The organism is Maribacter sp. MAR_2009_72, assembly GCF_007827235.1.
Taxonomy (GTDB): domain Bacteria; phylum Bacteroidota; class Bacteroidia; order Flavobacteriales; family Flavobacteriaceae; genus Maribacter; species Maribacter sedimenticola.
Window position 1 is genome coordinate 515,971 of record NZ_VISB01000001.1, and the last position, 13,178, is coordinate 529,148.

Here is a 13,178-nt window from a genome sequence, read left to right on the forward strand (position 1 = left end):
AAATGAATACAAGTCAGTTAGATAGATATACCTTAAAGCAATACACCAGGCTTATGATATCCTTTTTTGGATGCTTGCTCGTATTAACGCTTTTTCAGTACGGCATACTCTATTTTAAGGGTGTTTTGGATACCATTTGGTCTACCAGCTTGTTGAAAGCGATTATTCACCAAATAGGGTTTACCGCGCTAATGGGCATCATTATGGTATTTCCTTTTAATTTCTGGGAAAATTTAAGGCCTAGATATGGTTTTAACCTGGTCTTTGTGTTATTGGGCATTGTGCTTATAATTGAAGCCATGCTTATAGGGTATTATTGTACCACATTGGTTCCATTGGGATCTGATCTTCTGGGGTATAGCTATTCCGACATTAAAATCACCATTGCCAATTCTGGCGGATTAATGCTTTCCATTTACCTATTTATTGGTATAGTTATCCTAATCGGTATATTTTTAGGATTGTATAGGGTCACTTCCAAATTTTATCACCGTATAAGCAGCATGTATCCTTTTACGATCATTCTGTTCAGTTTATTTTTAGGATCATTGTTTACAGATGGTAAACCCATTAACCAAAATAAAACACAGTATTTGGCAATAAACCTCTATAACAGTAGTACGGAGGACAATACCTACACTTCAAATGAAGAATATCCACTTATTAAAAACCCTACGGTAGAGAACGTACTTGGTGAATATTTTGAATTGAAAGAGGAAAAACCAAATATCGTTTTTATAATGGTAGAAGGTCTTGGGCGTGATTTTATGGGTGAAGGGGCAGAATATGGTGGCTTTACACCTTTCTTGGATTCCTTGAGCACACAGTCGCTCTATTGGGAGAACTTCTTGAGCAATACCGGAAGAACCTTTGGCGTATTGCCATCCTTATTGGGTTCCTTGCCGTTCGGTAAAAGTGGTTTTATGGAACTGGATGAATTTCCAAATAAGTTGACCCTTTTTAGTGTCCTTAAGAACAATGGATACCATACCTCGTTCTATCAAGGAACCAATAGTTCTTTTGATAAGGTAGACCGGTTTCTTAAGAGTGAAAACATAGACTTTGTGCTGGACAAATCTGGTTTTGGGGTCAATTACCAACAACAGGCAGAGGATGCCGCCGGTTCTTCATGGGGGTATCCTGATAAGGAACTGTTCAAGAAAAGCATCAGTTTACCTAGAGCGGAAAAACAGCCAAGGCTAGAGGTCTATATGACCATTAGTACCCATGAGCCTTTTATTCCGCCAAACCAAGCCTATTATGAGCAGGAAGTCGCCAAGTTATTGAAAAAAGGAAATTATGACTCCAGGGTAGAAAATGTTATTGAAAAGAACGATAATGTATTCGCAACCCTTTTATATACAGATGAGTCCATAAAATGGTTCATGGACGCCTATAAATCACAACCTAATTATGAGAATACCATTTTCGTAATCACAGGAGACCATAGGCTAATTCCTATTCCGCAACGAAATAACATAAGCCGTTTTCACGTACCGCTGATCATGTACAGCCCTATGTTAAAGCGTACGCGCAAGATGAGTTCGGTTTCTTCTCATTTTGATGTGACGCCAACTATTTTATCCATGCTCAAAAATCGTTATGAATTAAAAATGCCCAAAAAAGTAGCTTGGATGGGCGGTGCCATTGATATGGAAACTTCATTCAGATCAACCAAAAATATTCCCTTAATGCGTAATAAGAATGAATTGAAGGAATATATAAGTGGCGATAATCTTTACACGGATGGCGATGTAGTGGAGCTGGAGGATAATATGAACGTAAGTTCTTCGTTCAGTAGTGGGTCCAAGATAGAATCGCAACTAGAATCCTTCAAATCCATGAACCATTACGTTACGAGCGAAAATAAAATTATCCCCGACAGTTTGGCCATTTTTACGATACAAAAAGAAAAATTTACGGATAGCGAAACGGTATGGCTCAATAGTGTTTATGACGGAAAAGATTCTGACAAGGGTTACTTTAAGGCCAGGGATTTGGCATGGAACAAAAAATGGGACCAAGCACTTTTGTTATGTCGTTATAATCTCTCAGAAGCGCCTAGCCATATTGACACCAAAATCCTTATGGGAAGGGTCAATTCTTGGAAAGGCAACCATAAGGAAGCCATTAAGATCTTAAAGGAATGTATTGAAGTAAATCCCAATTATATAGACTCCTATGCAGCTCTATTTGATATTTATTACTGGTCAGACCATTATAAGGAAGGACTGGAATTAACGTACATCGTTGAGGAAAATAGTGCCAGCGCCCATGAAATCAAGGACAAGATCGATCGTGCAAGAGTATTGGCAAGAAAAGCGGGTATTAAGATTGCTTCTAAAACCAAATTAACGGCATCTAATTCCTTGGCAGCAACTAAATAATGAATAGCAGTAAGAAACATATCGTTCTTTGGTTTTTCATCCTATGCTTAGGAGGCATTTATGCGCAATCTCAAGAAAATTCAACCGGGTATTCCCTTACTTATGATAGTGCCTATGACTTGGCGTTTGCAGGCAAAACATCCAAGGCCAATACCATATTGGGCAATTTGGCCAAGGAACAGCCCCAAAATACGAAAGTGACCGCTCTTTGGGCCAGTACGTTAAGCTGGAAGGGGAGTTATGACCAAGCTCGCAACGAGTTCAACAAAGTGCTAAGTGCGGACAAGAAAAATAGAGAAGCATGGATTTCCGCTATTAAAAATGAACTTTACGCCAAAAATTATGCCACGGCCTTAGGATTGGCCAACAAGGCATTGGTGAACATAAATGATGATACCGAACTTGTCCGACTCAAGGATTTAGCCTTTCAAAATGTCCAAGGAACTTCGTATCCAGAAAATGGGTGGTATAATGTGGATAGTAAAATCACCACTTTTGGGAAAGCTAAAAAGAAAATGGATAATGCTGGTAAACCAAAAAATGAGGTAGCCTCGCAAAACAAGGAGAATAGTATCAGAAAAACTCCTGTGACGGAAGAAGTAGAGAAAAATAGGGTAGCGGTAAATAGTTCGGTTACCGTATTTGACCAGCGTTTTGACCCCATTACTTCCTCAAGTATCTCCTTTAAACGGCAAACCGAATTTGGCAGTATAATTCCACGATTAAACTTTAGTAGCCGTCAAGGAAAGAACGGCCTTCAATATGATATTGATATATACCCCAAAATTGCCAAAGGATTCTATGCCTATGTTAATTACGGGTATTCAAATTCAGAACTATTCCCCAATCACAAGGTAGGAGGAGATGTATATTACAACCATAAGAGTGGTGTAGAATTTTCCGGTGGTGGGCGCTTTATCAACTTTGCCACCAGAAATGTAAAATCGATTACCAATTCACTAGGGTATTATAGGGGCAACTATTATTTTTCATTACGTTCCTTTATTACGCCCGGAGAGGAAGCTGAGCTGACCAAAGCCTCAGGAAATATTTTGGTCCGTAAATATTTAAAGGATGCGGAAAATTACATGGGTCTTAATTTTGGTATTGGTTTTTCACCGGAATTAAGACAATTCTCTTCAGGAGATCAGTTATTGGCAGAAACCTTGCTATATATTGAATCTCAACGGTTGAGCTTTGAATATCAATTTACGAGCAAGAACAATCTTAGCGCCTACCGTACCAACGTAGGAGTGCTTAGACAAGAGCAATCATTTGCACCAGGTACCTATTTTTATTCCTTTTCTGCAGGATTGACCTATCAATTTAATTTTTAATAGGTTATCCTTTTTATCAATCCTACTTTAAGTCAAAAATCTTGTATGAAAAAGACTCTATTTAGGGATTTTCATATCGGTAATCCACTTATCTGCATACATACCATAGACCAATCCCAATTCATTATCCTGAACATATTGCTCATCCTTGCCGGGATCAAAGTTTACGTTGTATACATAAACCTTTATGCCGGCTTCCTTTAATTTCAATAACAGTTTATTTTGACTGGCTATCATTCTTCTGGATAGGCCCACATATTTAACATTGTTTACTTTTAGAAAATTAATCTTGTCTCCCTTAATGGCAAGCAGCGGTTCTTGGGATATCATGGCTTGGATACCATGTTCAGAAGCTTTTTCAACGGACATAACGCTGAAAAGTTCCATAATAAGACGGTCCTTGTCAATAAAGGCATCGGCAAAAGCAATGGGGTCATTTACCTTGTCCGTAACCAGAATTGCATCTGGATGTGACTTAAACCATGCGTTGATGCCATGCATATCCATGGTAGTATAGTCCCCATAAATTTTTTGTTTCATAAACTGTTCATGTGTAGGAGGTAGGCTACCTGTATAATCTGTAAACCTGGCCCACATGTTCCAATCGTGTGCAGCCACCAAATGCCCGTCCGAAGTGGTAATAATATCCAATTCAAATAAGCGGAACCCTCTTTTGTAGTTTTGATCTAGGGCATCTTTGGTGTTCGTGGATTTTACCCCATTGACCTCACCACCTGCATGGGCAATATATCGATTTATATTGGGTTCAAATTCATATTTGATCTTAGGGAAATATTCCTTTTGATTACCAATACTTGAAGGTATTTCAACTGTTTTAATAATGCTGGTATCATGAATTTCTTCTGTAATCGTTGCATTAAAATTATGCATGATATATGCTTGTCTGCCCTTTAAATTACTTAGTTGTACGAACGCCAAGTCCTGTAAGGCCTTAGTAATATCACCTAGACTGGCTGCAGCGGAATCATGTGCTAAAATGGCCATATTTGCGTCATCTGCAATCATAGTGCCTAAGACTGTTATAAATTCTTGCGCCTCGTCCTTACTTCCATAGGTGTCAAATGTTTTGTATTCAAGTTGGTCGGCATTTATAAAATGAATAATGGTAAGACCACGTTCCAAATGCTCCTGTTGGGATAAATAATTAAACGAGCTTCTTTTTTTGGCATTAAAACTATGACTGTTCAATTCTAAGGTTGCAAATGAAATACCTTCTTTTTGCGAAGGTTCAATTACATTGGCCCATCCTTGAAAAAAAGCGCATAACATTACAACTTGTAACACCAATGTAAATCGTATAAAATGGATAGGGGTAGGGGATAATTTTTTCATTGATATACGGAATTGTTTACTTCTATATTTTAGGTAAAATGATTATATAATTAACGGAAAATAGGGGTTCATATTGTTGTAATACAAGCCATTATATTATTCGTGCATTACGTACCTTTTACCTGCAAAAACTTAGGACAATAAATGGATTAAGTATGTTATTTTTAATTATTTGGTGGTTCAAGTACATATTTAATAATGAAATATATCGCCGCCAATGCGATGGAATATCGATAAAAAACCAATATCATAGATAAACGGTACCCCTCAAAACCCCTATTTTATAAGGGTTCAAGGCGATTTTAAAAACTCAAACATCACTTTTTTGTAGGTTTTACAACAAAATTAAAATAGTTCACCACAATTAATTGTCGCAGCATGGTCTTACAATTATATTTACTTCATTGAAATTAATGACCCAAATTAATATTAATTAAACCTACGCACATGCTTTATGACACCTACGGTGAAGAATACTTAGTGTTTCTTCAAGATTTAAATGAAATTTTAAGTTTAAACGAATTAGCCGAATTGGATTACATGTAGAATGTTTTCCAATTGAATCAACCAAAAAACAAACCTATGGCACATCAAAACCAAGATTTTTCATCCTATCAGAATTTTATTCAGGATTTAAATGACATTCTAGTAAATTTTAATATCAGTAAATTAACCTATTCGTAGGTTTATATCCCTGTTAACTAAAAAAGCGTCCATTCTATAATGGACGCTTTTTTTATTTGTGGTAATAGGTTGTTATTAGCCTAAATAGGTCTTCAGTAATTTGCTTCTTGAGGCATGACGCAATTTACGGATTGCCTTTTCACGAATCTGACGAACTCGTTCCCTGGTCAGATCAAACGTTTGCCCAATCTCTGCCAATGTCATGGACTGTTGGTCACCAATACCGTAATATAGTTTTACAACATCTGCCTCTCTTGGGGACAAGGTATCCAAAGCTCTATTAATTTCGGTATTTAGGGATTGCTGCAATAAGGAATTATCTGGCCTAGGAGATTCGCCTGAGCGCAAAACATCATAAAGGTTGGAATCTTCCCCTTCTCGTAACGGTGCGTCCATAGATACGTGCCTGCCAGAGTTCTTAAGACTTTGTTTCACCTCGGAAACGGTCATTTCAAGTTCTTTTGCAATTTCTTCTGGAGATGGCGGACGTTCATGCGCCTGTTCCAAATAAGAAAATGTCTTTTTGATCTTATTGATAGAACCTATCTTGTTCAATGGTAAACGTACAACTCTTGATTGCTCTGCCAAGGCCTGTAGAATAGATTGCCTGATCCACCATACCGCATAAGAGATAAATTTAAAACCTCTTGTTTCATCAAATCTTTTCGCCGCCTTTACTAATCCTAAATTTCCTTCGTTAATTAAATCGGGTAATTTTAAACCTTGATTTTGATATTGCTTTGCAACGGATACTACGAACCTTAAATTCGCTGTCGTTAACTTTTCCAAAGCTGCTTGACTACCTTCCCTTATCTTTTGTGCTAACTCTACTTCTTCATTTGCGGTAATCAAATCTATTTTACTGATATCTTGCAAGTACTTGTCTAGTGATTTTGATTCACGGTTCGTTACCTGCTTAATAATCTTTAGTTGCCTCATATGTGTGTATGGAATTTAGAAGTTATACAAGTTTACAGTATACCACAATTTATTGTCTTTACCAAGGAAACTTCATTATAGTTCTACAGGATTTATTAGCTTTAACAAAGATTTAGGTATTTAGGTCTTTAGCCGTGTATGGTGTATTTTTGATGTTTTACAGACGTATTTTATGAGTAAAAGGGCCTTAAAGACATACCTCTCCAAAATGCCAAAAAAAGCGTTGGAAGAACAGATTCTGGAACTGTATACAAAATTTCCTGCGGTAAAGACCTATTACGATTTTGCCTTTAATCCTAAAGAGGACAAATTGATACAGGAGGCCAAGGCCAAAATATCCAATGAATATTTTCCTGTTAGAAGAAAGCGCCCAAGGGCACGGCGTTCCGTAGCCCAAAAATTCATTAAACATTTTATAAAATTAGGGGTAGAACCCAATTTAATTGCAGATGTAATGTGCTATAATTTGGAAATCGCACAAACATTTTCCATGGAAAGAAATGTAGCGGATTCCTTTTATAAAAGTATGCTCAATTCCTTTAATGAAGTAATACAGTTTACGGTAAACCAAGGTGTTTTCCCTGATTTTAAGACTAGAATAGTAAAGATTTATAAAGAAACCCAACAACAGCGTTGGCCGTTAGAGGAAGATTTCTCAAAGGCCTTGGATATAATAGAATAGTATATGGCAATAGTTATCATTCGTCAAGACCAAAAAATAGCACTTTGGAAGAATGCTCTCCTTAAAGATGACAGTTCGTTAAAAGTGTATAGCTATCTGGAAGAGCATCCTAAGGAGGAAATTACTATGGCGGTCATCTGGAAGCATCCTGCCGGTTCGCTCAAAGGTTATCCTAACTTAAAATGTATAGCCTCTGCCGGTGCAGGGGTAGATTATATATTTGAGGATCCAACACGTCCACGGCACATTCCAATTACCCGTATCGTTGATCCCTTATTGGCCAGTGATATGTCTGAACATGTGCTTGCTGTAATTTTGGCACACATTAAAAATTTAAATCTTTACAAACAGCAACAAGTGGCCAATTTGTGGCAGCCCGTGGAGTATACACGGATCAAGGATACCACCGTAGGTATTTTAGGTCTTGGGGAACTAGGGGCACTAACCGCGAAGGATTTGGCCAAAGTAGGATTTAAGGTCCAAGGTTGGAGCAGGGGCAGGAAAACTATTGACCATGTGACCACTTATGCCGGGAAAGACGAACTCAACGTTTTCCTTACTTCTACACAACTATTGGTATGCTTGTTACCATTGACTCCGGAAACGGAAGGTTTTTTAAACAAATCGCTCTTGGAACAACTTCCCAAAGGAGCCTATCTTATCAATGTGGCACGTGGCGGACATTTGGTTGATGGAGACCTATTAATGCTATTGGATAACGGACATTTATCCGGTGCGTACCTAGATGTTTACCATAAAGAGCCCTTACCAACGGCACATCCTTTCTGGAACCATAAAAAGGTTCATATGACCCCGCATTATGCAAGTGTGTCAGATACAGATTCCGTAGTCCCGCAACTGATAGAGAACTATTATCGATTGGAAAACGGGGAGGAGCTAAAAAACAAGATAGATATGGACAAGGGCTATTAATATTTCTTAATTCAGGATTTATATTTCTTTTACCCATAAAAATCACATAATTTTATAAGGTTTTTGCATTATTAACCTATTAACGCCTACAACCCTTTTGAAGCTACAAAAAGAAACTACGGAAAAAACCTTGTACGATTATCAAGAGGACGATCTAAACAGCATTTTTAAGTTTTTAGACGAGAACAAGGATAATTCCAACTTATTATATCAATTGCCCACGGGCGGAGGTAAGACTGTCGTGTTTTCAGAGATTGCCAAAAGATATATAGAGAAAACCAAAAAAAAGGTCATTGTCCTTACACACCGTATTGAACTGAGCCTACAGACCTCTAGAATGCTAAAAGGTTTTGGGGTCAAGAACAAAATTATTAACAGTGAAGTCAAGGAATGGCAGGACCAGAACGAATACATGTGTTTTGTGGCCATGGTAGAAACCTTGAACAATAGGCTACAGGAAGAAAAAATTGAAATCAATAATATTGGACTGGTCATCATAGATGAGGCCCACTACAATTCGTTTAGAAAACTATTTAAATATTTTGAGGAAAGTGTGATCATTGGGGTTACCGCCACACCGCTTAGCTCAAATATTAAATTGCCCATGAAGGACAACTATAAGAAGTTGATCGTTGGGGAGTCCATAGAATCCTTGATTCAGAAAAAGTTTCTGGCCAAGGCCAATATGTATAATTACGATGTAAGCCTCCAGACCCTTAAATTGGGTATTAGTGGTGACTATACCGTGAAATCATCAGATGAGCTGTACGGGAACCATAATATGCTCAACAAACTGGTATCGGCTTATAATGATATTGCAAAAGGTACAAAGACATTGATATTCAACAACGGTATCAATACCTCTAGATATGTTTGCGAAACGTTTAAAAAGGCTGGGTATAACATTAGGCATTTGGACAACAAGAACAGTGCCAGCGAACGTCGTGAAATTCTACAATGGTTCAAAGAAACACCGGACGCCATTTTAACCTCCGTGAGTATCCTGACAACTGGTTTTGACGAACCCAGTGTAGAAACCATCATACTGAACAGGGCCACAAGATCGTTGACACTGTATTTTCAGATGATCGGTCGTGGTTCGCGCTATTTACCCAACAAAGAGGAGTTCAACGTTATTGATATGGGTAACAATGTGGCCCGTTTTGGATTGTGGAATGCCGGGATAGATTGGCAGGAAATATTTCATTTTCCGGATTTTTATTTGGAGAACATCAAGAACGATGAAGAGATTGAACGTGAGTTCGTATATGAAATGCCGGCGGATCTACGGGCGGAGTTTGCCAAATCGACAGATATAGATTTTGACATCAAGGCAGAATACAAAAAGAGTTTTGCCAACGGTGAAAAATCAAAACTGGTATTAGAGAAAAGTATTGAACAGCACGCAAAAATTTGTGTAGAAAATTCTGAGGATGTATTTGATGCCCGTATTCTTGCGAAAAAGCTCAAAGAGGAAATCAAATACCGTGTTCGTCAGTATTCATACTGCATCATGAACAATACCAAGAATTATAAAGAGTGGCTAGAGGAAGATTATGAGCGTAAATTACGTTCAAAAATCTCCAAAAAGTTTGCTGCTAAAATGTAGTATTTGATTATCGTCATCGTTAACTGTAAATTGCTATTTGATTATTGTTTCACGTATTTTGTATTTCTTAAAAAGCACGCATAATCAATTCGAAAAATCAGCTCCTTGAATCATTCTAAATCTTTACTCGTAATTGCCCTTGTATGGCCGGAACCTTCTTCTACGGCAGCGGGAGTGCGTATGATGCAATTATTAGATGTATTTAAACGAGACGGATATTCAATTACCATTGCTTCGGCCGCAACTACGTCTGAACATTCGGCAGATTTAGGGTCCTGCGGATATAAAACGAAGGCTATACAAATGAACGATAGCTCGTTTGATGCTTTTGTGGCGGAATTGAATCCCGATGCGGTGTTGTTCGACAGATTTTTGACCGAAGAACAATTTGGATGGCGTGTGGCAAAACAGTGCCCAAACGTAATGCGAATTCTGGATACCGAAGACTTACATTCACTGCGTCATGTACGGGAAACCTGTTTTAAAAAGGATGTTGAATTTACGACCGATGCCTGGTTACAGGACGATAAAACAAAGCGGGAAATTGCAAGTATATATCGGTGCGACCTTTCATTGATTATTTCTAGCTATGAACTAGAATTGTTGACCGATATTATTAAAATAGACAATAGTCTACTTTTGTTACTCCCTTTTATGTTGCCGGAAATACCGGAAAATCCTAGTTTGAAACCCTTTGAACAACGAACGGATTTCCTTTTTATTGGTGGCGGAAAACATGCTCCCAATATAGATGCCATTAAATGTCTTAAACATACCATTTGGCCTTTGTTACAAGAACGATTACCAGAGGCAAAATTGCATATTTATGGCGCTTATTTACCCCAACAAATTGTTGAAATGCATAACCCCAAAGAAAGGTTTTTGGTAAAGGGTAGGGCAGCCGATGTAAATAAGGTAATGGCTGCTGCAAAAGTTTGTTTGGCACCGCTACGATTTGGAGCTGGAATCAAAGGAAAATTAGTAGCCGCTATGGCAAATGGTACGCCAAGTGTAACGACTACCATTGGTGCCGAAGGCATGTACGGTATTTTGGAATGGAACGGCTATATAGAAAATGACCATACCGCATTTGTAGAAGCGGCAGTACGTTTATATACCATACCCACTGCTTGGAACAAAGCACAAGAACAGGGCAAGACCCTTGTAAACACTTTATATTCAGAGGCGAGCCTAGCACATCTACTACTACAGAAAGTAACGGAACTCCAAACAGGTTTACAACATCACCGAACACAAAATTTTATCGGTGGCCTTTTACAGCACCAGACCATGAGCGCAACAAAGTTTATGGGCAAATGGATAGAAGAGAAGAATAAGGGTTGATGGTTGGGATTGGTTATCGTCAAGGCTAAGGGTAGTTTCAATACTTCGGCAAGCTCAGTACATAGTCCTTTTAGCGGTTGATAACGAAAATCGCTTTTTTGAAATTGTTGGTCAAGTGCCTAGTAATCTGTTTTGTAAGAAGTTATTAACTAATACTAATATAAAGCTAGTAAGGTCTTGTGTGAAAACTAAGTATGCGAAACCACCTTAAGCCCAATGATGGAGCTTATTAACGTCACGATAAAAAAGATTCTCCAAAAGCTTGCCGGTTCTTTAAACACTAAAATGCCCAATAACACCGTGCCTACGGCACCAATACCTGTCCATACGGCATAAGCAGTACCTAACGGCAAGCTTTCCGTTGCTTTTATCAGTAAGGTCATACTTGCCAACAAACAAACCAAAAAACCGCCGTACCACATATACATTTCGTTTCCAGTGGCTAATTTTGCTTTTCCTAAACAAAAAGCGAATGCTACTTCAAACAGGCCGGCAATAATTAAGATAATCCAGTTCATTCATCAAATGATTATACAGCAAAGGTCGAAATTACAATGGATTAAAAAATTTAAAACGGTTAAAAAATGCTTTAATCTTTACGTAACAAATGAAGTACGTTATAATCACAGTAATATGCTCAATATAAGGAGTACAAGTAGCCACATGATAGTATTATTTTTGAATGAGATTTTCGTATTAAAGTTCTTTTCTAGTTCCGTCAGCCAAAGCTCTTGCGTAAGTGCCCTTATGAATATATAGGCCTTCAGAACTTTTAGAGGGCCAGTTTTTATTATAATCTTTAGGGTGTTTTACATCTATGGCCAAAACTTTTCCTTCAAAATATTTTTTTGGTTTCCATTGAATCGTATGTCCTACTACAATGGCTTTTCCACCAAATTTTCGAATGCCTTTTTCAACTTCTTCCTGCGATATAGCATCTTTAAAATAACCGCGATACCAACATATTCCCGTCTTACTTGAAATTATTAATTGCGCAATATTTTCTTCGGGTTTTGGAAAGTAAGATTTCCGGTAGTACGCACGATTAATAGTATTTACCTGCTCGATAGTTATATCATGATTAGCGATTTCTGGATCTATACCCCCATGTGCGAACAATACGCCATTAATACGTTCTAAGGTATTTTTACTTGCCATCCACCTACCTAAAAATGATTGTTCATTATACAAATCGTGGTGCTGCTTGCCTAATATAGAGGCAACTCCGTAAAACTTATATGATGCCGATGTATACTTACCCTGTAAATTGTACAGCTCATGATTGCCTAAAATAAAATGAACGTTGCCACCTTGTTTTTTAGCATCCTGTTCTAGCTTATAAATGAACCATAATACTTGAGTGGTCGAAAACCCACGGTCTACAAAATCACCAACTAAAACCAGATGCCCTTTGCCGAAAGTCCAATCTAATTGACTATTGATCACTTTATTTTGAATAAGAAAATCACGAAAGGTCTTGTATCCGCTTTCTATATCTGAAATTGCTAAAATGGGTTCATCATCATAATAGGTACTTTGTGGGATTTTAAATTCCGATTTTATAATGAACCGAAACGTGGTTGAATCCAATGGAAAAAAACAACTAGCCTTTATTTCTTGGGTTGATGCGTACTGTTGCTCATCCAAATAAAAACCATCATTCTTGTTTCCTTTTATATAGTTGACGGCCATTGTACTGTCATTCTCATAGAATACATAAGGCCCTTCTTTATCTAGGTGTGTACTTTGTGAATTGGTGCCGTATCCGATACTACCGTGCATAGATATGACGACAATGATACCGATTACTAATACTATAAAAATGGTTGCGAAAATGTGTTTAAAATAGCGGAGAATTTGTTTTTTCATGTGGATTTATTTAATAACTGTTCGTTTTTTGATGATGACAA

The 13,178-nt window shown here is 37.7% G+C and carries 10 protein-coding genes; 6 read left to right on the top strand and 4 right to left on the bottom strand.

What is annotated here, in order from left to right; all coding sequences use genetic code 11:
* Positions 1-2 precede the first annotated feature (2 nt).
* Both JM81_RS02095 and JM81_RS02100 read left to right on the top strand, forming a co-directional pair.
* The gene (locus JM81_RS02095; RefSeq protein WP_089260426.1) at positions 3-2,387 is read left to right on the top strand and encodes an LTA synthase family protein; all 2,385 of its coding nucleotides are present in this window, start codon (positions 3-5) and stop codon (positions 2,385-2,387) included.
* Entirely contained in the window at positions 2,387-3,724 is a 1,338-nt protein-coding gene (locus tag JM81_RS02100) for a YaiO family outer membrane beta-barrel protein (RefSeq protein WP_144800492.1), read from the top strand. Before JM81_RS02095 ends, JM81_RS02100 begins: the two co-directional genes overlap by 1 nt.
* A gap of 57 nt (positions 3,725-3,781) precedes the next feature.
* On the opposite strand, the gene JM81_RS02105 is transcribed toward JM81_RS02100, so the two are convergent.
* Both JM81_RS02105 and JM81_RS02110 read right to left on the bottom strand, forming a co-directional pair.
* Positions 3,782-5,077 carry a hypothetical protein gene (locus JM81_RS02105; RefSeq protein WP_144800493.1) on the bottom strand — a complete coding sequence of 432 codons (1,296 nt, stop codon included), beginning with the start codon at positions 5,075-5,077 and terminating at the stop codon, positions 3,782-3,784.
* Between the two features lie 759 nt (positions 5,078-5,836).
* Positions 5,837-6,700 carry an RNA polymerase sigma factor RpoD/SigA gene (locus tag JM81_RS02110; protein ID WP_089260423.1) on the bottom strand — a complete coding sequence of 288 codons (864 nt, stop codon included), beginning with the start codon at positions 6,698-6,700 and terminating at the stop codon, positions 5,837-5,839.
* Between the two features lie 172 nt (positions 6,701-6,872).
* On the opposite strand from JM81_RS02110, the gene JM81_RS02115 reads away from it, so the two are divergent.
* The 4 genes from JM81_RS02115 (at position 6,873) to JM81_RS02130 (ending at position 11,268) form a co-directional block, all read left to right on the top strand.
* Positions 6,873-7,382 (top strand): DUF6155 family protein, encoded by a 510-nt coding sequence (locus JM81_RS02115; RefSeq protein WP_089260422.1) that lies wholly within the window; start codon positions 6,873-6,875, stop codon positions 7,380-7,382.
* 3 nt (positions 7,383-7,385) lie between these two features.
* A complete protein-coding gene (locus JM81_RS02120) occupies positions 7,386-8,315 on the top strand; it encodes a 2-hydroxyacid dehydrogenase (RefSeq protein WP_144800494.1) in 930 nt (309 codons plus the stop codon).
* 97 nt (positions 8,316-8,412) lie between these two features.
* Positions 8,413-9,924 (top strand): DEAD/DEAH box helicase, encoded by a 1,512-nt coding sequence (locus tag JM81_RS02125; protein WP_089260420.1) that lies wholly within the window; start codon positions 8,413-8,415, stop codon positions 9,922-9,924.
* Between the two features lie 105 nt (positions 9,925-10,029).
* Positions 10,030-11,268 (top strand): glycosyltransferase, encoded by a 1,239-nt coding sequence (locus JM81_RS02130; RefSeq protein ID WP_261374937.1) that lies wholly within the window; start codon positions 10,030-10,032, stop codon positions 11,266-11,268.
* Positions 11,269-11,456: 188 nt separating this feature from the next.
* On the opposite strand, the gene JM81_RS02135 is transcribed toward JM81_RS02130, so the two are convergent.
* Positions 11,457-11,786, bottom strand: coding sequence for a DMT family transporter (locus JM81_RS02135; protein WP_144800495.1), 330 nt, complete (start codon positions 11,784-11,786; stop codon positions 11,457-11,459).
* A gap of 178 nt (positions 11,787-11,964) precedes the next feature.
* On the bottom strand, positions 11,965-13,137 hold the full coding sequence (locus JM81_RS02140; protein WP_144800496.1) for a metallophosphoesterase: 1,173 nt from the start codon (positions 13,135-13,137) through the stop codon (positions 11,965-11,967).
* Positions 13,138-13,178: the final 41 nt, after the last annotated feature.

What these genes read in the sequence shown, in the direction of transcription:
- JM81_RS02095 (WP_089260426.1), top strand. Translation starts at nt 3, where the DNA reads ATGAATACAAGTCAGTTAGATAGATATACCTTAAAGCAATACACCAGG.
- JM81_RS02100 (WP_144800492.1), top strand. Translation starts at nt 2,387, where the DNA reads ATGAATAGCAGTAAGAAACATATCGTTCTTTGGTTTTTCATCCTATGC.
- JM81_RS02105 (WP_144800493.1), bottom strand. Translation starts at nt 5,077, where the DNA reads ATGAAAAAATTATCCCCTACCCCTATCCATTTTATACGATTTACATTG.
- JM81_RS02110 (WP_089260423.1), bottom strand. Translation starts at nt 6,700, where the DNA reads ATGAGGCAACTAAAGATTATTAAGCAGGTAACGAACCGTGAATCAAAA.
- JM81_RS02115 (WP_089260422.1), top strand. Translation starts at nt 6,873, where the DNA reads ATGAGTAAAAGGGCCTTAAAGACATACCTCTCCAAAATGCCAAAAAAA.
- JM81_RS02120 (WP_144800494.1), top strand. Translation starts at nt 7,386, where the DNA reads ATGGCAATAGTTATCATTCGTCAAGACCAAAAAATAGCACTTTGGAAG.
- JM81_RS02135 (WP_144800495.1), bottom strand. Translation starts at nt 11,786, where the DNA reads ATGAACTGGATTATCTTAATTATTGCCGGCCTGTTTGAAGTAGCATTC.
- JM81_RS02140 (WP_144800496.1), bottom strand. Translation starts at nt 13,137, where the DNA reads ATGAAAAAACAAATTCTCCGCTATTTTAAACACATTTTCGCAACCATT.